The sequence below is a fragment of the Patescibacteria group bacterium genome, from assembly GCA_018830295.1.
In the GTDB taxonomy this organism is placed as follows: domain Bacteria; phylum Patescibacteriota; class Minisyncoccia; order Portnoybacterales; family UBA2143; genus JAHJSM01.
Genome location: JAHJSM010000001.1, coordinates 36,734 through 62,522, shown reverse-complemented (window position 1 = coordinate 62,522; position 25,789 = coordinate 36,734). Strand labels below are relative to the sequence as shown.

Annotated in this window: 26 protein-coding genes; 25 read left to right on the top strand and 1 reads right to left on the bottom strand. The window is 41.3% G+C overall.

The window, feature by feature from the left end:
* Nucleotides 1-220: 220 nt before the first annotated feature.
* Nucleotides 221-2,356 (top strand): hypothetical protein, encoded by a 2,136-nt coding sequence (locus KKF19_00330; protein ID MBU2579406.1) that lies wholly within the window; start codon nt 221-223, stop codon nt 2,354-2,356.
* Between the two features lie 486 nt (nt 2,357-2,842).
* On the opposite strand, the gene KKF19_00325 is transcribed toward KKF19_00330, so the two are convergent.
* Nucleotides 2,843-3,832 (bottom strand): PEGA domain-containing protein, encoded by a 990-nt coding sequence (locus tag KKF19_00325; protein ID MBU2579405.1) that lies wholly within the window; start codon nt 3,830-3,832, stop codon nt 2,843-2,845.
* Between the two features lie 69 nt (nt 3,833-3,901).
* On the opposite strand from KKF19_00325, the gene murA reads away from it, so the two are divergent.
* From murA to KKF19_00205, 24 genes are all read left to right on the top strand, one after another.
* Entirely contained in the window at nt 3,902-5,164 is a 1,263-nt protein-coding gene (gene murA, locus KKF19_00320; protein ID MBU2579404.1) for a UDP-N-acetylglucosamine 1-carboxyvinyltransferase, read from the top strand.
* 5 nt (nt 5,165-5,169) lie between these two features.
* On the top strand, nt 5,170-6,183 hold the full coding sequence (locus KKF19_00315) for a rod shape-determining protein (protein ID MBU2579403.1): 1,014 nt from the start codon (nt 5,170-5,172) through the stop codon (nt 6,181-6,183).
* Nucleotides 6,184-6,187: 4 nt separating this feature from the next.
* Nucleotides 6,188-7,318 (top strand): glycosyltransferase family 4 protein, encoded by a 1,131-nt coding sequence (locus tag KKF19_00310; protein MBU2579402.1) that lies wholly within the window; start codon nt 6,188-6,190, stop codon nt 7,316-7,318.
* Nucleotides 7,315-8,427 (top strand): glycosyltransferase, encoded by a 1,113-nt coding sequence (locus KKF19_00305; GenBank protein MBU2579401.1) that lies wholly within the window; start codon nt 7,315-7,317, stop codon nt 8,425-8,427. The genes KKF19_00310 and KKF19_00305 overlap by 4 nt, the downstream gene beginning before the upstream one ends.
* Before the next feature lie 64 nt (nt 8,428-8,491).
* A complete protein-coding gene (locus KKF19_00300; GenBank protein ID MBU2579400.1) occupies nt 8,492-9,418 on the top strand; it encodes a hypothetical protein in 927 nt (308 codons plus the stop codon).
* Between the two features lie 3 nt (nt 9,419-9,421).
* Nucleotides 9,422-10,213 (top strand): hypothetical protein, encoded by a 792-nt coding sequence (locus tag KKF19_00295; protein MBU2579399.1) that lies wholly within the window; start codon nt 9,422-9,424, stop codon nt 10,211-10,213.
* Nucleotides 10,214-10,240: 27 nt separating this feature from the next.
* Complete coding sequence (gene frr / locus KKF19_00290) at nt 10,241-10,798, top strand: ribosome recycling factor (GenBank protein ID MBU2579398.1); 558 nt, start codon at nt 10,241-10,243, stop codon at nt 10,796-10,798.
* Between the two features lie 3 nt (nt 10,799-10,801).
* On the top strand, nt 10,802-11,902 hold the full coding sequence (locus KKF19_00285; protein MBU2579397.1) for a site-2 protease family protein: 1,101 nt from the start codon (nt 10,802-10,804) through the stop codon (nt 11,900-11,902).
* Between the two features lie 45 nt (nt 11,903-11,947).
* Complete coding sequence (locus KKF19_00280) at nt 11,948-12,190, top strand: hypothetical protein (protein ID MBU2579396.1); 243 nt, start codon at nt 11,948-11,950, stop codon at nt 12,188-12,190.
* An 83-nt stretch (nt 12,191-12,273) separates the two neighbouring features.
* Nucleotides 12,274-13,518: a prolyl-tRNA synthetase gene (locus KKF19_00275; protein ID MBU2579395.1), complete on the top strand. Its 1,245-nt coding sequence runs from the start codon at nt 12,274-12,276 to the stop codon at nt 13,516-13,518.
* The gene (locus KKF19_00270) at nt 13,511-14,563 is read left to right on the top strand and encodes a rod shape-determining protein (protein ID MBU2579394.1); all 1,053 of its coding nucleotides are present in this window, start codon (nt 13,511-13,513) and stop codon (nt 14,561-14,563) included. The genes KKF19_00275 and KKF19_00270 overlap by 8 nt, the downstream gene beginning before the upstream one ends.
* An 11-nt stretch (nt 14,564-14,574) precedes the next feature.
* Nucleotides 14,575-15,390: a bifunctional DNA-formamidopyrimidine glycosylase/DNA-(apurinic or apyrimidinic site) lyase gene (mutM, locus tag KKF19_00265; protein MBU2579393.1), complete on the top strand. Its 816-nt coding sequence runs from the start codon at nt 14,575-14,577 to the stop codon at nt 15,388-15,390.
* A 59-nt stretch (nt 15,391-15,449) separates the two neighbouring features.
* Entirely contained in the window at nt 15,450-16,571 is a 1,122-nt protein-coding gene (locus KKF19_00260; GenBank protein ID MBU2579392.1) for a glycoside hydrolase family 1 protein, read from the top strand.
* 4 nt (nt 16,572-16,575) lie between these two features.
* Nucleotides 16,576-17,472: a DMT family transporter gene (locus tag KKF19_00255; protein ID MBU2579391.1), complete on the top strand. Its 897-nt coding sequence runs from the start codon at nt 16,576-16,578 to the stop codon at nt 17,470-17,472.
* A 4-nt stretch (nt 17,473-17,476) separates the two neighbouring features.
* Nucleotides 17,477-18,508, top strand: coding sequence for a hypothetical protein (locus KKF19_00250; protein ID MBU2579390.1), 1,032 nt, complete (start codon nt 17,477-17,479; stop codon nt 18,506-18,508).
* Nucleotides 18,509-18,602: 94 nt separating this feature from the next.
* The gene (locus KKF19_00245; GenBank protein ID MBU2579389.1) at nt 18,603-18,986 is read left to right on the top strand and encodes a hypothetical protein; all 384 of its coding nucleotides are present in this window, start codon (nt 18,603-18,605) and stop codon (nt 18,984-18,986) included.
* A gap of 95 nt (nt 18,987-19,081) precedes the next feature.
* A complete protein-coding gene (locus KKF19_00240) occupies nt 19,082-19,537 on the top strand; it encodes a TrmH family RNA methyltransferase (GenBank protein MBU2579388.1) in 456 nt (151 codons plus the stop codon).
* 52 nt (nt 19,538-19,589) lie between these two features.
* Nucleotides 19,590-20,750 carry a tRNA guanosine(34) transglycosylase Tgt gene (tgt, locus tag KKF19_00235; GenBank protein ID MBU2579387.1) on the top strand — a complete coding sequence of 387 codons (1,161 nt, stop codon included), beginning with the start codon at nt 19,590-19,592 and terminating at the stop codon, nt 20,748-20,750.
* Nucleotides 20,751-20,795: 45 nt separating this feature from the next.
* Complete coding sequence (locus tag KKF19_00230; GenBank protein ID MBU2579386.1) at nt 20,796-21,035, top strand: hypothetical protein; 240 nt, start codon at nt 20,796-20,798, stop codon at nt 21,033-21,035.
* A 71-nt stretch (nt 21,036-21,106) separates the two neighbouring features.
* Complete coding sequence (gene cysS / locus KKF19_00225; protein MBU2579385.1) at nt 21,107-22,543, top strand: cysteine--tRNA ligase; 1,437 nt, start codon at nt 21,107-21,109, stop codon at nt 22,541-22,543.
* Between the two features lie 253 nt (nt 22,544-22,796).
* Nucleotides 22,797-23,423: an outer membrane beta-barrel protein gene (locus KKF19_00220; protein MBU2579384.1), complete on the top strand. Its 627-nt coding sequence runs from the start codon at nt 22,797-22,799 to the stop codon at nt 23,421-23,423.
* Between the two features lie 247 nt (nt 23,424-23,670).
* The gene (locus KKF19_00215) at nt 23,671-24,630 is read left to right on the top strand and encodes a D-glycerate dehydrogenase (GenBank protein ID MBU2579383.1); all 960 of its coding nucleotides are present in this window, start codon (nt 23,671-23,673) and stop codon (nt 24,628-24,630) included.
* 5 nt (nt 24,631-24,635) lie between these two features.
* Nucleotides 24,636-25,301, top strand: coding sequence for a ribonuclease HII (locus KKF19_00210; protein ID MBU2579382.1), 666 nt, complete (start codon nt 24,636-24,638; stop codon nt 25,299-25,301).
* Complete coding sequence (locus KKF19_00205) at nt 25,286-25,789, top strand: hypothetical protein (GenBank protein ID MBU2579381.1); 504 nt, start codon at nt 25,286-25,288, stop codon at nt 25,787-25,789. Before KKF19_00210 ends, KKF19_00205 begins: the two co-directional genes overlap by 16 nt.

Here is a 25,789-nt window from a genome sequence, read left to right as displayed (position 1 = left end):
TTTTTTTAATCTGGGGGCTGCCCCCGTTGCGGGGGCAGCCCCCATTCACGCGTTCCGGGGACAGTCCCTCTCTGTTGCGAGGGACTGTCCCCACATCTCAATCATTCCAAGGAAATTTTGACAAAAACGACATAATTTGTTATATTTTGGTTGGATCTTTAAAAATAAATAAATAATATAAGCATCTTATAATTCATTAAATCAGAAAAGGAGGGGGCTAATGAACAAGATTAATGATCTATATCAAAGAGTTGTTGATTGTATTGGCGTAGATAATACGCCGCGACGACCTGATGACAGTATTCATCAAGCGTTAAAATTCTGGGAATTTACGCAAACAGAAGTTCGGATTCAGGACAGGGAAACACGAGGGAAATTTTTGAATATGTTTATAGGACATAGCAATCAATACATATTCATTATCTCAATGATTGAATCGTTGCCTGTCTCAATTTGGCGTCGGGTATTGTGGAGGTATAATATTAATTTTGAGTCGTATTCATCGTTTCTGCGGCGAATATCAAAGGAGGAGATAGACGCCATTAGACAAAATTATTTAGACCTAATTGTAAACCAAAAACAACCGCGCGTTTTGACTCGTTTTGAGCGATGGCAAAAACGCTTTAAGGTTGAATCTCTTTTAGCGGAAGAAGTTGATTATTCCGTTCATGACAAAGGAAGGGGGTCTTGGTCATACAATTTAATGGGTCTTGATATGGGGTTTAGCGCTTATCGCAACGGATTGAATGATGATATTAGAGCCCAGGTAAAAACATGGCGCGACTTCTTGTCTATTAAAAATCATGCGAATGATTTTATCGTTAATCAGGAATTTGGGAAATATTGGTGGTTGTATAGGACAGCCAGAAGCAGTTATGGATGGATGAGAGATCAAACAGTCCAACTTAAAAGTCATATCTGTCCCGGGTTTTGGTGGACAATAATCGCGCATTTGGTATTCTGGGTTCTTTCTCCTGCGGCTGCTGTTTGCGGCGGGTTATTCTACGATTCAGTTGCTTCATGGTCGGATTTGCAATGGGCGGGACCGCTTTTTGTTTTGGGGTTAATAACGCCGCTTTGGATTGTTAGCGCTTTATTATGGTCGCTTATCCGTTGGATTTTACCACCAAATAAAAGAGAAGTTTTAAGGGCTTACTCTGACCGGCTTGAGGATTCAACAAAAAAATATGCCGATGTAGTTTTGATTGTATCTGTTGTTGTTTTCGCATTGCTTGCTTTTGCTGCGGTATCTAAAATGCTTTTTGACTTCCTATTTCCAGGATTTGGCGTTCTCGGCGCTATAGCCATTATCGCGGTTTTTTGTTTATATTTTGGGAATTGGGCGGTTTATAACGACAGACACAGGCTTCCGAACTTTAATGAACATCATTTTGTTTTTCAATTCATCTATCTTATGTTCGGCGCGCGTATTGTAGCGGAACTTTTTCTGCGTTATGGACATCTGTTTAGCGAGGCGATTGCCGTATTTTGGGCGATATTTTGGAAAGCGTTGCTTATGCTTGGAATTCCGGGATTGTTTATCTTTGGGCTAATGGCTTTATCTATATTACTTTTCGCGATATGTTCTTTAATTACGAACGAAAAAGCGTTAAATTGGCTTATTAGTTTTGCCACGGGTATTAGCGGCGCGATAATTGTAGGTGGTCTGATATTGATGATTTATAATATAATTCTTGCTGTTGAAGTAATGTCAATTTTTCAAGTATTGCTTGTTACTTCTGCGTGGATAATGTGCTTATGTTTTTCTGGCTGGATGGTATATCTAACGCTTAATTATGACCCAGAAGCGCTACGATATAGTCAATGGTTCTCTGACGACAAGACAATGGTATTTTTGCCGATTAGTCGATTCAAACTTAAACGGCTTCTTAACAAAAATCGTTATTATAAAAACATAGATGAAATACAACAAGCTAAGTTGCTTCGCCGGGCTTATCTGATAATATATTCTATTTTTGCCTACGAAGAAAACAAAGCGCAAGCATGTAGAATATTACTGCCTGTTATGTCAGAGGAAATCGTAGATATTCTTGAAAAATTCTTAGGAAAGTTTGGAAAACTTCAAACGCGTTCTTTTTCAGACAAGTTGTTCAAAGCATTTCAGATGGTTGTAGGCGGGATGGAGTTTGATGAAGCGATTCATCAAATAGATGAAAAATCAAGAATAAAGTATGAAAGAAGAGAAATGGTTATTAAAGCCATCAAAATGTTTTTTGGGCCATTTATCTTATTATGGCAGTTTCTTAAACAAATTAAATGGGTATATGATAAATTCAATCAAATGTGCCCGTATGTAAAAAGAAGCGGTCAATTAAGTCCTGATTGTTGGAGTTAGTTGTTCGTTTTTCAAAAAAATAAAAGGGATATTCATAATTGAATATCCCTTTTTTCATTTCAAAGTTAATCTGGGGGCTGCCCCCGTTGCGGGGGCAGCCCCCGATCACGCGTTCCGGGGACAGTCCCTCGCGGCGAGGGACTGTCCCCAAAGATAAAACCCCGCTTTCGCGGGGTTTTTCAATTCAAAATTCAAAGGTCAGACCTCTCAAGCGCGACCTTAAGAAATGTCGCTACTTGCGATGTCAGACCTTCTGAAAGAAATAAAAGGTCAGACCTTTCAAGACGACAACTCGTAACAGTTTATTTTCTCGTGACAAACTGATGGAAAGGTCTGACCTTTTATTTCTTTCTAAAGGTCGCGCTCAGAAGGTCTGACCTTATAACAGAGATCTTTAATCTGGGGGCTGCCCCCGTTGCGGGGGCAGCCCCCGATCACGCGTTTCGGGGACAGTCCCTCTCTGTTGCGAGGGACTGTCCCCAAAAACTACTTCAAGGAAATTTGGATGAGTTTTTTGTTTTTGACGGCGAGGATGGTTTCTTTTTTGGGGTCGTAGGCGATTTGGTCAGTGTTTAATTTAATGATATCAGTGATGTTTCTTTCGTCGCGTCCATCTAATTCAGCGATTTTAATGGTTTGTCCAGTTGAGAAAATAATATGTTCGTTGGTTTTTCCATACCAGACCGCGTTTTTAATTTTTTCTCCGAGGCGGGTGATGAGTTCTTTATCTTTTGCTTTTTTGTTTGGCTGGCCTAAAATATCTTCCAAGTAATAGACCCAGATTTCATTGGGCGTGGAATAGAGGACTTTTTTATTATCGCTGGAAAATTGAACATTCTGGACATCGCGCGCGATTAATTCAAAGGCCTTTGTTTCGGGGTTCAGGAGATACATTTCATTGTTTTCGCCCAAAACGGAGATTTTTTGAACAGGAGAAATGATAATGCTATATTCTTGCGCGGGCAAAGGGGTGAGACAGATTTGCTCTTGCGCGGAATTGTTCGCGTTTGTTTTGTAGAGAATATAATTTTGCTTTTCAATATAAAAAATATCGGTATTTGTTTTTTCTTGGAGAAGAAATTTTTCAAGAGAAAAATCATCGGGCAGATTTTCGTCTATCACCTCAATTTGAGGAGATAAAGGAATGAGAAGAATATTTCTCGCTTCGCCGACCAGTCCCGATTCAATTTTTAATTTTTTTTGCCAGGGCTGAAATTCGTCTTTGGTTATCTTAACCTGATATTCCCCAGGCAGAAGCCGTTTAATAAAAACAGGGGTTTCTTTTGACGGTTTGTCATTGAGCGCGATTCGCGCTTTTTTTGGGATGGATTCAAAATAAAATCCGCCAGTTAAGACGGGTTTTTTCTTTTGCCAATCAAAGCCGTATCCCCACGAATAAAAAAGGATTGCCGGCGCGGCAAAAACAAAAAGAAGGAAAACAAAACAAAGAATAATGCGGCGCGTTCTTAAAGTCATATACTTTTACGATTTTAACACCGATTAACCGTCTTGCCAAGCGGGTTGCGATGAGATAATATAAACTTAATGGAAAAGTTTATTATCCAAGGCGGGCGAAAATTGAGCGGGGAGATTAAAGTGAACGGCGCTAAGAACGCCGCTTTGAAGGTTTTGGCGGCTTCGCTTTTAACGGACCAAGAATGGAAGATTTCCAATGTTCCTCAAATTGAAGATATTTTCCGTTTGTTGGAACTTTTAAAAGGAGTGGGCGTTGAAATAAAAAACGGCTTAAAGGGCGTCTATACGGTCAGGGCAAAAAATATTCAAACTGCTTCTTTTGATTCAGACATCGCCAGCAGATTGAAGGGCTCAATTTTAATGACAGGGCCATTATTGGCGCGTTGCGGTTCAGCTGTTTTCCCGCGACCGGGCGGATGCGTCATTGGGCAAAGACCGAGAGATATATTTTTGGACGGGTTCAGAGCGTTTGGGGTTAAGATTAAAGAAAACGGAGAAGGGTATAATTTAACGGCAAAAAAACGGCTTCAAGGAATTAATTTTACATTTCCCGTCATTAGCGTGACTGCCACCGAGACAATGATTTTAACGGCCGTTTTAGCTAAAGGAAAAACACTTTTAAAAAACGCGGCCTGCGAACCGGAAGTCGCCTCTTTGGCTGATTTTTTAAACGATCGTGGCGCGAAAATAAAGGGAGCGGGAACGCCTTTTGTGGAGATTGAAGGAGTTGAAAATTTAACCAAAGGGGATTGCCAAATTATTCCAGACAGGATTGAAGCGGGGAGTTTTGTTCTCTTGGGATTAACCGCGGGCAGCGCGATTAAGGTTTCGGGGTTGAACCCGAATCACTTGGACGCGCTTTGGTCTTTGCTTGATAAGGCGGGCGCTAATTTGGAAATAGGCAAGGATTTTGTTTTGGTCAAACCGTCGCCGCGATTGAAATCGGTTGATTTAAAAACGCATGAATATCCAGGATTTCCCACCGATTTACAAGCGCCATTTACCGTTTTAATGACTCAAGCGAAAGGAATTTCTTTAATTCACGAAACGATTTTTGAAGGACGCCTTTTTTATACTGATACGCTCAAACAAATGGGGGCGAATATTATTATGTGCGATCCTCATCGCGTGATTGTCCAAGGTCCAACGAAATTATATGGCCGGCGATTAGTCAGTCCCGATATTCGCGCCGGCATCGCGTTGGTCTCGGCCGCTCTCTCCGCTCAAGGCGAATCGGTCATTGAAAACATCTACCAAATAGACCGCGGATACGAGAGGATTGAGGAAAGATTGAGAAAAATGGGAGCGGAAATAAAGCGCGTCAACACTTAATTATTATGTTTATCACAAAAATTGGTATTGACTTAGGGACGGCTAATACTTTGGTTTTTCTTCCTAAAAAGGGCGTTGTTGTCAACGAGCCGACGGTGGTGGCTGTTTCTATTGAAGACAATAGAATTTTGGCGGTTGGCAATCAAGCGAAAGAAATGCTTGGGAAAGCGCCTGAAACGATTAATGTTTCCAGACCAATGAAGGATGGGGTAATCGCCGATTATCGCATTACTGAGGCGATGCTTCGCTATTTTATCAGCAAGGTTTTGGGGCGTTGGCGGATTATTAAGCCAGACATTATGGTTTCTGTTCCGGCGGGCGTTTCGTCCACCGAAAGGCGAGCTGTAATTGAGGCGACTATTAAAGCGGGCGCCAAGAACGCATACATCGTCAAAGAGCCGGTTTTGGCGGCGATTGGGGCGGGGCTTGCCATCAACAAACCGGCGGGTAACATGATTATTGACATTGGCGGCGGAACTTCGGAGATGGCTGTTATTTCTTTAGGCGGGATCGTTTCCTGCGAATCGGTTCGGGTGGGCGGAGACAAACTTGACCAGGCGATTAGCGAGTATATTAGAAAAAAACATAATTTAGCAATTGGCGACGGAACGGCGGAAAGGATTAAAATTAAAATAGGGAGCGCTTTGCCGCAAAAAGAAGAAACGACTTTGAAAATCCAGGGTCGCGATTTGGTCGGCGGACTGCCTAAAACGATTGAAGTTAAAAGCAACGAGATCACGGAAGCGATGTCGGAAAATCTTAGAGAAATTATTAAAACGGTCAAAACCGTTTTGCGCGGGACGCCTCCGGAACTGGTGGCTGATATTATGGATATGGGTATGGTTTTAAGCGGCGGCGGCGCGTTGTTAAGAAATTTGGACGCTCTAATTACCGAAGCGACAGGCGTTAATTGCCGCATCGCGAAAGAGCCCCTGCTTTGCGTAGCAAAAGGAACTGGTCTTGCTTTGGAACATTTAGATGTTTACAAAAGAAGCATTATGTCTAAGAAACAGATGTAAACCTATGAAAATCGGCATTAACGCTATGGCGGCTTTTGTTGAGCCGCGGACGGGCGTTGAAGAATATACTTATCAGTTAATTAAACATTTAACGATGCTTAAGGAAAGCGAAGAGCATCGTTTTGTTTTATATTCTCCTTTTAACAAAATTTTTGATTTTCCATTGCCGGAGAATTTTAAAATTAAGCGGCTTCGCTGGGGCTTGCCGTCGTGGACGCAATGCAGGTTGTCCGCTGAAATGGCGGCGCGTGAGCCAGATATTCTTTTTATTCCTGTCCATGTTCTGCCGCTTGTTCATCCAAAAAACTCAGTCACAACTATTCACGGATTGGAGTATGAGCATTACCCCGAAATGTATCCCAAAAAGCGTTTGGCGTATCTCCGTTGGAGCGCAAAATACGCGTTAAAAAATTCAGCGCGCGTTATCGCCATTTCCCAAAACACTAAAAACGATTTAGTTAAAATATATAAAGCCAATCCGGAGAAAATATCAGTTGTTTATCACGGCTATGAAGACGGGGGCAGCCCCCGCGGCGGGGGACTGTCCCCTGATAAAAATGGGGGCTGCCCCCCGTTTCGGGGGCAGCCCCCATTTTCCAGTCCCTATATTCTTTTTATTGGGCGGTTGGAGGGGAAGAAGAATATTGGGGGGATGATTGGGGCGTTTGAGTTGTTTAAAAAAAAATACGGGTTGCCGCATAAGTTGGTTTTGGCGGGGGGAAGAGGGTATGGTTATGAGGCGTTCGCTGGGAGAATTGCGGGGAATAAAGATATTGTTGAAATGGGTTTTGTGAGCGAGGCGAAGAAATGGGAGTTGTTAAAAAACGCCGCCGCTTTTCTTTTTCCTGTTTTTTACGAGGGCTTTGGAATGCCGATTTTGGAAGCGCAGGCGATGGGTTGTCCAGTCATTGCTTCAGAGACATCTTCTTTGCCGGAGGTAGCGGGCGAGGGCGCGCTCTTCGTTTCGCCAAAAAACATTGAAAAAATATCAGAAGCAGTGTATAAAGTAATAAGCGACGGGGAGTTGAGAAGGGGTTTAATTGAAAAGGGCTTTCAGAACATTAAAAAATTCTCCTGGGAAAAATGCGCGCGGGAAACGCTGGGAGTTTTAACCAAACAAAATATGTCAAGATGAAAATCGCTTTATTGCATGATTATTTAATCCGCTTTGGAGGGGCCGAGAGGGTCTTTTTATGTTTGCGGAAAATTTTTCCAAAGGCGGAGATTTATACTCTTCTTTATGATGAGGAGAAAATGGGAAAGTATTTTCCCGGGAAAAAAATCAGGACTTCTTTTTTACAGAAGTTTCCGAAGTTTTGGCGTCGGCGGCAGAAATATCTTTTGCCTTTTATTCCGACGGCGGCCGAGACGATTGATTTGAGGGATTTTGATTTGGTTATTTCCTCTTCAAGTAGTTTTATCAAGGGCGTGATTACACGACCGAAAACGGTTCATATTTGCTATTGTCACAGCCCGATGAGTTTTAGTTGGGACAGGTATTGCCGCTATATTAAAGAGCAGAAAAAAGGATTTTTCACTAACGCGGCGATTAAGATTGTCATGCACTATATCCGAATGTGGGATAGAGCGGCCTCTAATCGCGTTGACTATTTTATCGCCAATTCAAAAACAACAGCCGAGCGGATTAAAAAATATTACGGGCGGGAAGCAAAAGTGATTTACCCGCCGGCTTTTTTGACGGGCGCTGATTGGCAGTCCGCTCGCGATGATGGCTTCTTTTTGATTATTTCCCAATTAACCCCTTACAAGAGGATTGATTTGGCGATTGACGCTTTTAATAAATTGGAATTGCCTTTGGTTATTATCGGCGAAGGTCCTGATTCTAAACGGCTTAAAAAAATGGCTCATTCTAATGTTAGGTTTTTGGGCTGGCAATCGGATGAGACAGCGCGAGAATGTCTTAAAAATTGCCGCGCTTTTATTTTTCCCGGCGAGGATGATTTTGGCATCGCGCCTGTTGAAGCGATGAGTTTTGGCAAACCGGTTTTAGCATACCGCAAAGGCGGCGCCGTTGAAACGGTCATAGAAGGAATCACTGGCGAATTTTTTGACGAGCCAGTGACAGAAGTTCTGGCGGATGGCGTTCGCAGGTTGCTAATAAATTTTGACGCCTACAGTCCTGCTGTTATCAGAAAAAGAGCTGAGAAATTTTCCGAGGAGAGGTTTGAGATAGGAATAAAGGAGGCGATTATAAAAATCATTGAGGAAAATAAGGTAGCGTGATATAATGTAAACCAGATTGGGGACTGTCCCCGCAACAGGGACAGTCCCCAAATTTCATTTCCTTATGATAATCGGGCATAAACGAATTTTAAATTTCTTAGAAAAGAGCATTGAGCATGAGCGGCTTTCTCACGCCTATTTATTTTCCGGTCCCGCTCATTTAGGCAAGAAGGCGGTCGCGTCTGAATTCGTGAAGATGTTGACGGGGATAGAAATTAGCGAAACGGTTCATCCAGATATTTTAATCATTGAGCCGCAAATTATTGAAAAAGAGGGCGTTCAAAAAGAGATGGAAATAGGCATTCCGCAAATTAGGGAAGCCCAGCGGCGGATAAGCTTGTTCGCCTGTCAGTCGTCTCATAAAATCGCGATTATCAATCAGGCGGATCGGATGACAAGAGAGGCGAGCAATTGTCTTTTAAAAACTTTGGAAGAGCCGACGGGCGGAACGGTTTTGATTTTAATCACCTCGTCTTTCCAATCGCTTCTGCCGACAATTGTTTCTCGCTGCCAGTTGATTAATTTTTTGCCGGTGGCAGGAGAGGAAATAGAAAAAGGGCTCGTTTCTCTTTGCGGCAGTTCAGAGGCGAAGAAAGCGGCGCGGTTGGCGAATGGCCGTCCGGGCTTGGCGATAGAATATTGCAAAAATCCGAAACTTTTAGAAGAACAAAATGAAGCGATTGCTGATTTAGAAAAATTATTAAGGGCGAACTTCAACGAGCGATGTCAGTATGCCGAGAAAGCGGCGAAAAACACGCCCGAAGCGCGAAGGAATTTAGGATATTGGACAATCTGGTTTAGGGATTTGCTTTTATCGGCCGCTGGATGCGCTGATTTATCTCTTTACCCCGAGTCGTCGCGAGCTAGCGGATTTTATTCTTTGCCAAAATTAAAAAATATTATTCAAGCGATTAGAAAGACAGACAATCTTTTGTCCAATTCAAGCATCAACGCGCGATTATCTTTGGAAGTTCTGATGATGGAATTTTAGATTATGAAAGAATTTTTTATAGTTGCCGCTTTTCTTTTTGTTCTTTGGAATATTGTTCCGGCGGAAATTGAGAAAAGAATTGGCGATGGAGGGATTTATTATTCGGAAAATGGAGGGGAAACATGGGAACAAATGGCCGTTATGGAAAACCGCTTTTTAATTACCTCCTTAGATGTTTTGAGTTTGGCGGTTCATCCTGATGATGCGGAGATTCTTTATTTGGGCTCTAAAGGAGGCGGGCTTTATAAAAGTTATTCGCGCGGAAAGTATTGGCATCAAATCACGGGCGAGGGAGAAGAGCTTTCTGATGGGGCTGATATTTATGACATTGCCATTGATTCGGAAAATCCAGATAGAATTTATTTGGCTGTCGGGCAGAATAAAAGAGGGAGAGTTTTAAGAAGCGAGGATGGCGGGGGCTCATGGGAAGAGGTTTATATTATCGCGGATAAAAAGCAAATTGTTTCTGAAATTGCAATTGACAATTACGACTCGTCAGTAATTTATATTAAAACAAGCGAGGGTGAATTTTTAAAAAGCGCCGATTACGGCAAAACATGGCAGATAGTTAAATGGTTTGAAGACGCTATTTCGAAAATCGCGATTAACCCGGAGGCAGAGTTAGTGTTGAGCAACGCGAGCCAATTATTTTACAAAGCGGATTCAGTTTTGTATCGCAGTTTAGACGGAGGAGAAAATTGGACAATCCGCCAATTGCCCACCAGCCGCAAAATTAAAGAAATAGTCATTGACCCCCAAAATCCCAATTTAATTTACGCGGGAGTGAGTAAGTAGAAATTATAAAATCAAAAATTTAAAACTATGCATCAAGAAATAATCAAAAAACTAAAACCAAATTTAGAAAAGTCATACGAGTATTTGAAGAGCGAACTGGCTTCTTTGCAAGTTGGGCGGGCGACGCCGGGCCTGATAGAAAATTTGACGGTTGATTGCTATAACCAACAATTGCCGATCAAGCAATTGGCGGCGATTCAAACGCCCGAGCCGCGGATGATTATTATCCGCCCGTGGGATAAAGAAATTATTACTCAAATTACGCAAGCCATTAAGCAATCCAGTTTAGGGATAACACCGATGGTGGACGAGGATTCCATTCGCTTGAACATCCCGCCTTTAAGTGAGGAAAGAAGGCGCGAACTGGTCAAAATTCTTCAAGAAAAAACAGAAGAATCGCGCATTAGTATTCGCCGTCAGAGAGAAGAAATCTGGCGTCAAATTCAGGACTTGGAGCGCGCCAAAGAAATTTCCGAAGACGCCAAATTCCGAGCCAAAGACGAAATCCAAAAAATAGTTGATGAGTATAATAAAAAAATAGAGGAATTAAAAAAGAAAAAAGAAGAGGAGATAATGAAGGTATAAAATATGTTTTTAACTATTATTGTTTTTGTTTTGATTTTAGGGTTGCTTGTTTTTGTCCATGAGTTGGGGCATTTTGTTATGGCGAAGCGGGCGGGGATTAAGGTGGAGGAGTTTGGATTTGGTTTTCCGCCGAGGGTTTTTGGGATTAAGCGGGGAGAGACAATTTACTCCATTAATCTTTTGCCTTTGGGCGGGTTTGTTAAAATTTACGGCGAGGATGGGCTTGATAAAAAAGATATTCAACCAGCCGATAAAGGGCGGGCTTTTGGCGACAAACCGATCGGAACTCGCGCGATTGTTTTGGTCGCGGGGGTGACGATGAATTTGGTTTTGGCGGCTTTTCTTTTGGGCGTTGGGCATTGGGTTGGACTTCCGACGATGATTGAGGATGAAGATGCGGTAGGCGCGAGCGGAGCGAAGGTTCAGATTGTCCAGGTCGCTTTTGGTTCTCCCGCCGAGCAAGCGGGAATTCAGATGGGCGACACAGTTGCGCGACTCAAGGCGGGGGATGAAGAAATAGAAGTGGAGATGGTTGGAGAGATGCAATATTTTATTACCGCGCATGAGGGCGAAGAGATTACGGCGGTTATCCACAGAGGAGATGAGGTCTTGGAAAAGAAAATGTTCGCGCGAGTTAATCCGCCATCGGGTGAAGGCAGTTTGGGAGTCGCTTTGGCGAGAACGACGATTGTTTCTCAACCGTGGTATCAGGCGATTTATTCGGGCGTCGCGGATGTTTTTTATATGACTTATGCCATTGTGATCGCTTTGGGTGGTTTGCTTTGGCAATTGGTTTCAACGGGAAAGTCAGCGATAGAAGGCGGCGGTCCCGTCTATATTTTCAATTTAACCGGTCAGGCGGCGCAGCTCGGCTTGATTTATATCATCCAATTGGCGGCTGTTCTTAATATTAACTTGGCGATTATTAACATTCTTCCTTTCCCGGCGCTTGACGGGGGGCGATTGCTTTTCTTGGGAATTGAGAAAATCAAGGGTTCGCCGATTAGCCAAAATATTGAAAGAATTACGCACACGGCTGGCTTCGCGCTTTTAATTCTTCTAATGGTCGCGATTACATGGAGAGATGTGGCGCGGCTGTTTTAGTTTTGTTGATTTTGTGGTAGAATAAAAATAAGGAGGGAAAACAAAATGGATAAAGAATTTGTAGATTACTTAGATAAAAAATTTAATAATATTGATAAGAAATTTGCTAGTGTTGATAATCAAATTAAAGATAAGTTTGATAAAATTTTAACTGGTCAAGATAAGATTTTTAAAAAATTGGGTGATTTAGAGCAGGAGAACACAGCATCAACTGAACTTTATAAAAGACATGACAATAAAATAGAAGAACACGACGAAAGAATACTCGCGCTGGAAATTAAATCATAAAGCAAAAAAACAACCCCATTGAGTGGTTGTTTTAGTTAAAATTGGGGGCTGCCCCCGTTGCGGGGGCAGCCCCCAATTAACTTATGAGACAATCAAAACTTTTTACAAAAACAATTAAAGAGGCGCCGAAGGATGAGACCAGTTTTAACGCGGAAGTTTTAATTAGAGGCGGTTTTATAGAAAAAGTGAGCGCGGGCGTTTACTCGTTTTTGCCTTTGGGGTTGAGAGTTCATAACAAGATTTGTCATATAATTCGCGAAGAGATGAATGCGATTGGCGGGCAGGAAATTTTGATGCCTTCTCTGACGCCGAAAAAGGTTTGGGAGCAAACAGGTCGTTGGGATAACTTTGATGTTCTTTTCAAGTTGGCGGGCGCCGACAAAAAAGAATACGCTTTGGGCGCGACCCACGAGGAAATCGTTGTCCCCTTAGTTAAAAAATATGTTTCTTCATACAAAGAATTGCCCGCTTATGTCTATCAAATTCAAACCAAATTCAGAAACGAGTTGCGCGCCAAAGCAGGACTGATTCGGGGGAGGGAATTTTCCATGAAGGATTTGTATTCTTTTCATACCGACAAAGAGGACTTGGATAAATTTTACGAAGTAGCGAAGGAAGCGTATTTTAAGGTTTACAAAAGATGCGGATTGGGAGACATCACTTATCTGACCTTTGCTTCGGGTGGAGCGTTTTCAAAATATTCCCATGAATTTCAAACGCTAACGGACGCCGGCGAAGATACGATTTATATCTGCGATAAATGCAAGGTGGCGGTTAATAAAGAAATCATTGAAGAGCAAAAAGAATGCCCCGTTTGTCAAAGCGGCGATTTGCGAGTGGAAAAAGCGGTTGAAGTCGGAAATATTTTTAAACTGGGAACGCGATTTTCCGAGCCGTTTGGTTTTTCGTATGCAGATGCGAGCGATAAAATCCATTTTGTTGAGATGGGATGTTATGGTCTTGGACCGAGTCGAACAATGGGGACGATCGTTGAAGTTCATCATGATGAGAAAGGAATTATTTGGCCTGAAGAAGTGGCCCCTTACGCTGTTCATTTGTTGTCTTTGGGCAAAGAAAAAGAAACGCGAGATTTCGCCGATGATATTTATAATAAATTAATAGAAAATAAAATAGAGGTTCTTTATGATGACCGAGACAACGCTTCTCCTGGCGCGAAGTTTGCCGACGCCGACTTAATTGGCATTCCTTGGCGTTTAGTGGTTAGCGGGAAAACGGTTGAATCAGATTCGGTTGAAATTAAAAAAAGAGACAGCGAAGAGATAAAATTAGTCAAAAAACAGAACTTATTAGAAGAAATCAATGCTTAATAAATTTTTCGGATTTTTTTCAAAGGATATCGGAATTGATTTAGGGACAGCGAACACTCTCGTCTATGTCAAAGGACGAGGGATTGTTATTAATGAGCCGTCAGTCGTGGCGATTAACCAAAAAACAGGTCAGATTTTGTCTATTGGGCAGGAAGCGAAAAAAATGGTTGGACGGACGCCGGCGCACATTGTCGCTTCGCGGCCTTTGGTGGCGGGGGTTGTTTCCGATTTTGAAGTGACCGAGCAGATGCTCAAATTTTTTATTGATAAAGTTCACCGAGAAAGTTTTTCTATTTTGCCGCGACCGCGCGTCGTGGTTGGCATCCCTTCGGGCGTGACGGAAGTGGAGAAAAGGGCGGTTGAAGATGCGGTCAGAAACGCCGGCGCGCGCGAGGTCTATCTAATTGAAGAACCGATGGCGGCGGCGATTGGAGTCAGAATGCCTGTTCAAGAAGCGACGGGCAATATGATCGTTGATATTGGCGGCGGGACATCGGAAGTCGCTGTCATTTCTCTGGGCGGGATTGTCGTTAGCCGCAGTTTGCGGATTGCCGGAGATAAATTTAACGAGGATATTGTTAATTACGCGCGCGAAGAATTTAATCTTCTTTTAGGCGAAAAAACGGCGGAGGATATAAAGATAGCGGTTGGTTCGGCTTGCGCGTTAGATGAACCAATAGAAACAGCGATGAGAGGGAGAGATATTATTACCGGCCTGCCAAAAGAGGTTATTGTGAATGACAGCCAAATCCGAAAAGCGTTAAATCATTCAATTAAATTATTAGTTAATTCAATTAAAGCGACTATTGAAGAAACGCCTCCGGAATTAGTGGCTGATATTATGACCCGAGGTATCTTTTTAGTGGGCGGTGGCGGTTTGTTGCGAGGGCTTGACCGATTAATTGCCGAGCAAACAGAAATGCCAGTTAAATTGGTTGAAGACCCCCTTACGGCAGTCGTCCGCGGGACAGGAGTGGTCTTAGAAGACATAGATGCGCTAAAAGGCGTTCTCGTCGCTACTCAATACAAAGAAACGCCAAGATAAAATTAATTACTATGCCGGAAATGCCGGAGGTGGAGACAATTGGGAGGCAGTTGGGGCAGGCGCTCAAAGGGAAAAAGATTGAGCGGGTTTTGGTTTCTTTGCCAGGAATGGTTAAGGCGTCTTTGGGGAAATTTAAGAAGGCGGTCGTGGGGGCGAAAATAGAGGGTGTTGAGAGGCGGGCGAAGTTGCTTTTGATTAAACTGTCTAGTGGGAACTTTTTAGTTATTCATTTGAAATTGAGCGGGCAACTGATTTTTAACGGAGAGGTGGGGAAGCATAGTCATATTGTTTATTATTTTACGGACGGGAGTTATTTGCTTCATAATGACTTGCGGAAGTTTGGTTTTGTTAAATTGATTTCGGAAAAAGATTTGGGCAATTTTTTTGATGAAATGAATTTTGGTCCCGAGCCGCTTGATAAAAGTTTTTCTTTTAATTTATTTAAGGAACGGATTGAGAAAAGGAAAAAGTCGGTCATTAAAACGCTTTTGATGGACCAAAAATTTATCGCGGGGATTGGCAATATTTACGCTTGCGAGATTTTGTTTTCTGCCGGGGTTTTGCCTGATAGAAACGCGGGGACATTAAAAGAAAAAGAGATAAAGGCGATTTATGAGGCGATTAAAAATGTTTTGTCGCTTGCTTTAAAAAAGAAAGGGAGTTCGGACAGGGATTATCTTGACGCTTACGGGAGAAAGGGAGGGTATATGCCGCTTGCGAAGGTTTATCAGCGTGAGGGAGAAGATTGCCGCGTTTGCGGAGAAAAAATTAAAAGGGTAAAAACAGGCAGTCGTTCATCGTATTTTTGTCCGCGATGTCAGAGGTAAGAAATTTGGGGGCTGCCCCCGTTGCGGGGGCAGCCCCCAAATTTAAGAAAATGTCTAAAATTAAAACATATAAATTTCCAGACGGGTTTTTGTGGGGGGCGGGGACGGCCGCTCATCAGGTTGAGGGCGGGAATGTTAATAATTGGTCGGAGTGGGAGAAAGGGGATGCTGGCCGGGCTTGCGAGCATTATCAGAGATTTGAGGAGGATTTTGCTCTTGCCAAATCGCTTAATCATAATGCGCATCGTTTTTCAATTGAGTGGTCGCGGATTGAGCCGAAGGAAGGGATGATTAATAAGGGAGAAATTGAACATTACCGCCAAGTTCTTTTGGCTTTGAAAAAAAGAGGAATAGAACCATTTGTCACGCTTAATCATTGGACCTTGCCTATTTGGTTCGCAGAAAAAGGCGGGTGGCTTAATCCAAAGGCGCCTTATTATTTTGATAGATTTGTAAAAATTATTAGCGAGAATTTATTTGATTTGGTTGATTTTTGGATTACTTTGAACGAGCCGAATATTTACACGGCGCAATCTTTTTTGACAGGAAAATGGACGCCGCAGAATAAAAATATTTTTAAATATTTTAAGGTTTTGAATAATTTAGCCAAAGCGCATCACTTGGCTTATCGTTCCTTGCATTTGATTGACTTGGATTGCCAAGTGGGCGTCGCTAAAAACAATATCTATTTTGAGGGCGGATTGTTGGCAAAGTTCGCTGATTATTTTTGGAATAAATATTTTCTGAATAAAATTAAAGAGAAGCAGGATTTTATCGGTCTTAACTATTATAAGTGGTTCAGGTTTAACCAAAACAAAAACAAAGAACTTACTGATATGGGTTGGGAAATTTATCCAAAAGGCATTTATTATGTTCTCAAGGATTTGGAAAAATACGAAAAGCCGATTTATATTACCGAAAACGGATTAGCCGACGCTCAAGACAAAAGGAGAGAAAAATTTATTAAAGAGCATTTATTTTGGATTCACAAAGCGATTAAGAATGGAGTAAATGTGAAGGGATATTTACACTGGTCGCTGATTGATAATTTTGAGTGGGATAAAGGTTTTTGGCCGAGATTTGGATTAGTGGAGGTGGATTACAAAACAATGGAGAGACGGGTCAGGCGAAGCGCGCGCGTTTATGCGGAGATTTGCGGGCGGAATGAGCTGGAGATGTAATTTTATGGACTGGTTATTTATTGCTATCATCGCGCATTTTTTATTGGCTGTTGTTTTTACAGTTGATAAATTTTTGCTTTCAAAGACGGTTTTGCGACCAGCGGCCGCCGCTTTTTTTGTCGGGCTTTTGGGCGGGGCGGCTTCTTTGTTTTTGATCCCGTTCGGTTTTTCTTTAATGTCCTTTTGGCAAATGGTCGGTGGTTTTGCCGCGGGAATCGCTTTTGTCTTCGCGATTTTGTTTTTTTATCGGACTATTCAAACGAACGAGGTGTCGGTTGTCGCTCCGATTGTGGGCGGATTGGTTCCTATTTTTACGCTATTTTTAACATATTTTTTTCTAAACGAACGATTGGCGTCTCACCAGTTAATATCTTTTTGCTTTCTTGTTTTTGGAGGAGTAATTATGTTTTTGCCTCAAAAAAGCGCTCAAACCTTTTTATCCAAGGGCTTATTAATTGCTGTTTCGGCCGCGTTTTTATTCGCTCTTTCTTTTGTTTTAACCAAGTTTGTTTTTAACGGGCAGTCGTTTATTAACGGCTTTATTTGGGTTCGGCTAGGCGGCGTTTTAGGCGCTTGTTCTTTGCTCTTAATTCCCTCCGCGCGCACGACTATTTTCAAAACATCAAAATCTGTTAAAATAGGAATAGGCGGGTTGTTTATTTCCAATAAAATTCTTTCCGCTTGCGCGTTTGTTTTGCTTAATTATGCCATTTATTTAGGGAGCGTTTCGATAGTGAACGCTTTGCAGGGGGTTCAATATGTTTTTCTTTTAATTATTGTTTTATTTCTTTCCAAAAAATTTCCGAAAATTATTCAGGAGAGGGTTAATTATAAAATTATTTTACAAAAATTAACGGCGATTTTATTTATTGTTTTCGGTTTGGGAATTTTAGCGTTGTAGTTTTATGGAAGAACGAAAATTATTTAAAGATATTTTTAATCCGCTCCGCATTTTGCTTATAACAATTCTTTTAATTGTTATTCTTTTGGCGGGCGTTTTTGTTTATCTGTTCACGGGGGAAGCTGTTCCCGCCGAGAATGCCGTCTTTGGCGTCACCTTCAGTCAAAAGTTTGCCGAGGAAATGGGGCTTGATTGGCAGGCGGCTTATTTGGATATCTTGGACGGATTGGGCGTAAAAAAACTTCGCTTGGTCGCCTATTGGGACAAGATAGAACCAAGCCAAGGGGAATATTTTTTTGATGATTTGGATTGGCAGATTGCGCGAGCGGAAGAAAGGGACGCAGATGTTATTTTAGTCGTCGGGCGAAAAGTACCCAGATGGCCAGAATGTCATTCTCCAGAATGGGCGGATAATTTGATGGTCTCTGAACAACAGGAGCGAATTTTGTTGATGTTGGAGGAAATTGTTAATCATTATAGCGAGAGCGAAACCATTAAGGCATGGCAAGTTGAAAACGAACCATTTTTAAGAGGATTTGGCGAATGTCCGCCGTTGGATAAGCAATTTTTAGATAAAGAAGTTGCTTTGGTTCGGGAATTGAATATCTCTGGAAAAACAATTATTATGACAGCCAGTGGGGAATTGAGTAGTTGGATTCAACCTGCTTTGCGAGGCGATGTTTTAGGAACGACTCTTTATCGTAATGTTTGGAGCGATACATTTGGACGAGTTGAGTATCCTATTCCGCCTGTTTTTTATAAAAAAAGGGCTGATTTCGTAAGGTTTTTTACAGAAATAGAAAGAGTGATTGTGATTGAACTTCAAGCCGAGCCGTGGAGTCAAACCTCAATTCAAGAAACAAGCGCAGAGGAACAGGCAAAGTCAATGGATTTAGAAAAATTTAAAGATGTAATTGAATACGCGCGTCAGACTGGTCTCGATGAATTTTATTTGTGGGGTGTTGAATGGTGGTACCAAAAAAAGGAACAGGGGAACAACGCGATCTGGGCCGAGGCAAAAAAACTGTGGGAATAAGGGCTTGACAAATAGAAAACATTTTGTTATAATCTAGCCAAGTTTGGTTCTTTAAATTTCTTTAACCTTTAACTTTTAAAAAAAGGGGGGGAGTATGGAGAAAATGACTATTTTTTCAGAGAAGGGCAGAGTTTTACTCAAAAATATCGTTAAGCAAATTATCAAAACAGGGAGATATCAATCAACCCGTCCCCGCGCTTTTTTTTCAAGATGCGTGCTAGCATTTAAGGATGCTGGCGGGGAAATTAACACCTCTAAGTCTCTTATCTACGGATACAAAAGAGAAGAGGAGGTTTTTCTGGAAATTATTGGCGAATTGGGGATAGAAGTTAAAGACGAGATTTTAGGCAGACATCTTAAGGTTGTCGCTCAAAAAGAAAAGCCGGTTCGCGGGAAGTCGGTTGTGACGCGTGGAATGTTAAGTGGAGCGAGGGGAGCGCAGGCGCATCACGATGGGGTTTTAAAGTATGATTTATAACAAAAAAGGGTTGTTGGAAATGCCGACAGCCCTTTAACTTTGATTTGTTTGGGGGCTGCCCCCGCTGCGGGGGCAGCCCCCAAACTCAGGACGATATGGGAAAAAATAAATTTTATGTTGTTTGCGATAATATTCGCAGTTTGGAGAATATCGGTTCGGTCTTTAGGACAGCCGATGCTTTGGGCGTTGATAAAATTTTTTTATGCGGGATTTGCGGAAAGCCGCCGCGAGATAAAATTTCAAAGACCGCTTTAGGCGCGGAAAAAAATATTCCGTGGGAATATCATTCGCAAATATGGCGAGTCATTGACAAACTTAAGAAAGAAGGCGTTTTTATCGTCGCTTTAGAGCAGACGAAAAATAGCGTCGCTTATAATAAATTCAAGCCGAAATTTCCGATGGCTTTGGTGATTGGAAATGAAGTTAAAGGCGTCTCGCTTTCGGTTTTGAAAAAATCAGATAAGATTATTCATTTGCCGATGGCGGGGAAGAAAGAGTCGCTTAATGTGGTAGTCGCGTTTGGAGTGGCGGGATATAAAATAAGAGAATAAAGAGTTGGGGGCTGCCCCCGTTGCGGGGGCAGCCCCCAACAAGCATAAATTTATGTCATTTTTCAAAATTACAAAAAAACATTCAAAATCGCAGGCGCGGTTGGGAGTGATTAAAACCGCTAACGGGGTAATGAGAACGCCGGCGTTTTTTCCCGTGGCGACTAAGGCGTCGGTTAAAGGATTAACCCCGGAAGATATTAAAAAAATTGGTTTTGAGGGCGTTTTGGCTAACGCTTATCATTTGTATCTTCAGCCGGGGAATAAAATTGTAAAGAAGATGGGCGGGCTGCATAAATTTATGAATTGGCAAGGAGTGACGGCGACTGATAGTGGCGGTTTTCAGGTTTTTAGTTTAGGGATGGCGATTCAAGATAAGGTTGGTAAGATTTTGAAAGAGGGGGAAAAGGAATGGGGACAGTCCCCAAAAATTGGGGACTGTCCCCATTCCTCCCATGCTTCATTAGTCAAGATTGATGAGGAGGGGGTTGATTTTACCTCTCATTTGGACGGTTCCGCGCATCGCTTTACGCCAGAAATTTCAATCAAGATTCAAGAGGACTTAGGCGCTGATATTATTTTCGCTTTTGATGAATGTTCTTCTCCTTTGGCAGATTATGATTACACAAAAAAGGCGATGGGACGGACGCATCGCTGGGCAGAAAGATGTTTAAAGGCGAAAAATAAAGATAATCAATTTCTTTTTGGCATTGTTCAAGGCGGTCTTTTTGAGGATTTAAGAAAAGAAAGCGCGCGCTTTATCGGCGAAATGCCTTTTGATGGATTTGGAATAGGAGGTTCGTTTGGGAAAGGCGAGATGAAAAAGGCGCTTGATTGGATTATTCCCTATCTTCCCGAAAACAAGCTGCGCCATTTATTAGGTATTGGGTATTTAGAAGATGTTAGAGAAGCGGTTAAAAGAGGAATTGACCTTTTTGACTGCGTTGAGCCGACGCGACTGGCGAGGCATGGGACGCTATTGACTGAGCGAGGCAAATTGGATATTTTTAAAACAACTTATAAAATAGATAAAAAACCAATTATGAAAAATTGCCAGTGTTATACTTGTCAAAATTTCACTCGCGCCTATTTACATCATCTTTTCAGAGCAAAAGAAATACTCGCGGCGCGCCTGGCGACAATTCATAATTTGCGTTTTATGTTTGATTTTATGGAGAAAATAAGGCAGGATATTAAAAAAGATAAGAGGATATAGTTTTTTAACAATTTTAGGGAGAAAAAAGGGGTATTTATGGTCGATATGCTTGACACAGAACATGGCGAAGAGGAAAGAAGCGTGATAGTAAATGATTATATGGACAATCGCAATCAAGGGGTTTGCGAGGAAGGGCGTTATCTCGCGCCGATTAATTCTAAATGGCATTTTTGTTACAATATCAGCGGTCATGATCATAACCAGAGAGTGGTAGTTAACCGTCCCGGAAAATGCCCAAAATGCGGAAAAGAACTTGAGCCTGGCGGCGGAGGGCTTCCACTATAATAACACAACAAAGCGGTCCAAAAGGCCGCTTTTAACTTTCGCGGTTTTTGTTTGTATGATAGAATAAAAATATGTTGAGATTGTTTAATACCCTAACGAGGAAAAGCGAGGTTTTTAAGCCGATTAAAAAAGGCAAGGTCGGGATGTATTCTTGCGGACCGACTGTTTATGATTTCGCCCATATCGGAAATTTGAGAGCGTATGTTTTTGCCGACCTTTTGAGGCGGTATTTGGCGTTCAGCGGTTTTGAGGTTGAGCAGGTGATGAATATTACAGATATTGACGATAAGACGATTAGAGATAGCCAAAAAAAAGGCCAGACGCTTAAAGAATTTACTGAATTTTACACAAAAGAATTTATTAAAGACATGGAGGCGTTGAATGTGGAAATGCCGAATGTTCTGCCCAAGGCGACGGAGCATATTTCCGAAATGGTCGCTTTGGTTCAAAAATTACTTAAAAATGGCTCTGCCTACGAGTCAGGCGGTTCAATCTATTTTGATATTTCGAAATTTAAAAAATACGGCGAATTGGCGCGATTAGAAAAAAGAACATTAAAAAAGAATGCTAGCGGGCGGCTAAATATTAGCGACGAATATGAAAAAGAAGAAGCGAATGATTTTGTTTTATGGAAGGCGTGGCAGAAGGAGGACGGGGATGTTTTTTGGGAGACGGAACTTGGAAAAGGACGGCCGGGCTGGCATATTGAATGTTCGGCAATGTCAATGAAATATTTAGGAGAACGGTTTGATATTCACACGGGCGGGGCGGATTTGGTTTTTCCGCACCACACGAACGAAATCGCCCAATCGGAAGCGGCGACGGAAAAAAAATTCGTCAATTACTGGGCGCATAACGAGCATTTGCTTGTGAATGGCAAAAAAATGAGCAAGTCGCTCGGGAATTTTTACACTCTGCGCGACATTCAAGAGAAGGGATGCAATCCGCTTTTATTAAGATTGGTTTTATTAAAAACGCATTACCGCAAGATTCTGGATTTTTCTTTTGATGATTTTAAGGAAGCGAAAATAATTGCGGAAAAGTTTTTGAGTTTTTTGGCGGAGCTTTCTTTTATTACTAACGGCGGGAGTAATAATTTAGATATTAAAAATACAATATCGCGAAATAGGGAAGAATTTAAAAAAGCGATGGATAGTGATTTAAATATTAGTTTAGCTCTGGCGGCTCTCTTTGATTTTATAGAAGAGGTTTATAAAATAATGCCGCGAATATCATCTAGCCAAGCGCGGGAGATAGAAAAATATATTTTTGAAATTGACCAAGTTTTCGGATTTATCAAACCGCTTTTTGAAAATTATCAGGAGCGGCTGACTAAAATATTGGCGACTAAAACGGTTCAAACGATGATTTCAAATAGAGGGAAAGCGAGAAAAGAAAAAAATTACGCGGAGGCGGATAAAATCAGGGGGGATTTACTAAAAGAGGGAATTATCATTGAAGACATGGCGGAGAGGTGTAAAATTAGATTGTTGGAAATTGTAGAGTAGTTTTTGAAAAACTGCCATAAGTTTTTGCGTATTACTAAATAAACTTGACAAGATTTAAGTTATAATATAGTGTTTATTCAAAATTAAACAAGAATTCATTGGATTAATGTTTTTTTTGTTATAATTTCTGATCTTTTAAAATTTTTCGCTATTGTTAACGAAATAATTTAAGCAAATGAAAGGAGGTAGACAATTTGTTCAGATTTTTTATTTTTATTAATAATAGTATTATGCTTGTAAGGAGGGCATTGTTATGAAAAGGATTATAGTTTTAGTATTTGCGTTGTTTATGGTAGTTTGTTTTGCGGTTCCAATCTCATTGGCAGAAGAAAGAGCCGAGGAAGATTTTGGAAGAGTCACCATCTTTGCCGGTCCGGAATATATGTTTTTCGGAAGCTTAAAGGTTGATGACAAATCTGATATTAATATTGACGGCAAACTAGGCCTTAATGTAGGAATGGGAGTTAAAATTACTGATAGTATCGGAATTGAAGCGTCTTGGTCTGGATTCAGGCTTGACGAATCAGATCTTGATCTACTTGCTGAAAATCAAGAGGTGGCCGATGTAGACGTGGATTATATTTCCTTGGGACCTGTTTTTTCTTATAAAATCGCGGAGAAAATTACCTTAAATGCCGGGTTAGGAGGGTACCTATGCCTTGTTGATATTAAGGTTTCAGATCCGGAATCCACCGAATCGGACAGTGGTGGCGCTTGGGGTGGGTATGTTAAAGTAGGGGCAAGCATTCCTGTTGTTTCTAAAATTGTGCTTGGTATTAGCGGAGGATATCGTTATGGCGGAGATATTGAAATGTTTACCAATCGCGATTGGGAAACAAGCGGCGGTTTTTGTACAGCACTAATTAAAATAAACTTTTAACTCTTAACAAAAAGGGCAGAGGTCTAATAAACTCTGTCCTTTTTATTTCCAAATTTTTTACGCTTTCCAGATTATTTTTCACAACAACACCAGCCATTTTTTTGGAGAGTGTTTTGTATATTTTATTAATTATGTTATTATAATTCAAAGGAATTGGCTTAAAGTCCAATGTGACGCCTTCGCAAGTGGTTGAAGAAATTGAAAAGGTCTTGAAGAAGAAATAATAAATTAATAAATAAATAATAATATGCCAAAAATATTTGTGACACGACAGATTCCCGAAGTTGGGATTAATTTGTTAGAGGAAAAGGGGTGGGATGTTTTGGTTGGTCCCGAAGGAAGTATTTCGCGAGAGGATTTGTTAGAGGGAGTAAAGGGGGTTGACGCCATTCTTTCCGTTTTGACAGAAAAAATTGATGGAGAAGTCATGGACGCGGCTGGTTCGCAATTGAAAATAGTCGCCAATTACGCGGTTGGATATAATAATATTGATGTCGCGGAAGCGAAGAAGCGCGGAGTGGTGGTGACAAATACGCCCGGTGTTTTAACGGACACGGTCGCGGACCACGCGGTTGGTTTAATTTTAGCAGTCGCGCAAAGAATCGCGGAGGGGGATAAATATACGCGAGAGGGAAAATACAAAGCGTGGGGACCGAAATTATTTTTAGGAGGCGATATCAAGGGTAAGACGCTTGGCATCGTTGGTTTAGGCAGGATTGGTTTCGCGGTTGCGGAACGACTAATGAAGGGCTTTGAGATGAAAGTTATCTATTATGATATAAAAAGAAATGAGGAATTAGAGAAAGAACATAATATAGAATATCGCGAAATTAATGATTTATTGAAAGAAGCGGATTTCGTGAGTTTGCACACTGCCTTGACTGACGAAACAAAACATTTGATTAATGCTGAACGGCTGGAATTAATGAAGCCAACTGCTTATTTGGTTAATACTTCGCGCGGTCCGATTATTGATGAGAAGGCGTTGGTAGAAGTTTTAAAAAATAAAGGGATTGCTGGCGCGGCTTTGGATGTTTTTGAAAACGAACCCGAATTGTCGCCCGGTTTGATAGAATTAGACAACGCGATTTTAACGCCACATATCGCTTCGGCGACGATTGGGACGAGAAATAAAATGTCGGAAATGGCAGCGCAAAATATTATTGCCTCGCTTGAAGGTCAGACGCCGTCTAATTTGGTGGAGTAGAGATTATGTTTTCTGATTTAGAAAAAAAGGTTTTTGGAGACGGATATGATGTGGTTGCCGGAATTGATGAGGCGGGAAGGGGAGCGTTGGCTGGTCCGGTGGCAGCTGCTGTTGTGGCGGTCAGAAAAGACGCGTTGGAGAAAATATCTTTTGGAGAAACTGGCAAATTTATTACTGATTCTAAACAACTTTCTGAAAAGAGAAGAGAAGAGGTTTTTGACGCGATTATTAAAAATCCGAATATAGAATGGAAAGTTAGTTTTATTCATTCCGCGATTATTGACAAAGTTAACATTTGGCAAGCGACGCTCGCGGCGTGGAATGGGTGTCTTAAGAAATTAGATTGCCAGCCGAATTTTTTGTTTTTAGACGGCAATTTCTATTTAGATGGCAGTTTTTGCAGATGTTCAAAACCAGCGTTCAATAATGGACTAACACAGATGCCCATCGTCGGCGCCGATAAAAAAATTTTCTTGGTTTCTCTCGCTTCCATTATTGCCAAAGTCAGCCGCGACCGCTTGATGCGAAAATTTCACCAAGAATATCCTCAATACGAATTCGCGCGGCATAAAGGATACGGAACAAAAATACATTCAGAAAAATTAAAAGAATTTGGTTTATGTCCAATCCACAGAAAAAGTTTTAAAATGTTTAAATGGGGAGAAAAATAAATATTATCGGTTTTGATTTAGATGGGGTGGTCTTTAGACCGCCCGTGCCTTTTTATGGCTTAATTAAAGGGATTGATTTTAATTTTTTGGTGAGTAAATTAAAAGGAAAAAACGCTTTTAGAAAATTTTTTTACGACGGCATGAAAATTAATAGCCAAATCAAAGAGTTGTTGAAAAATTTAAAAAAGAAGGGCTATAAAATAGTGGCTATTTCTGGACATTCCGCCGAGTGTGAAGCAGATGTGACCGACTGTTTAAAGAGGAACAATATTTTCTTTCACGATTTGTATCTTTGCCCTAACGGAGATTCGCATAAAAAATTCAAACTGGAAAAAATTAAGGAGACAAATTGCGCTTTTTATGTTGAAGACAGATGGGACATTGTTGATTTTTTGAGAAAAAAGGCCGGTGACATCTGCCATATTATTCATTATCATAAAAGGCAATCCGTGATTGAAGAGTTGGATGCGTTATTGAATTTAAGATAA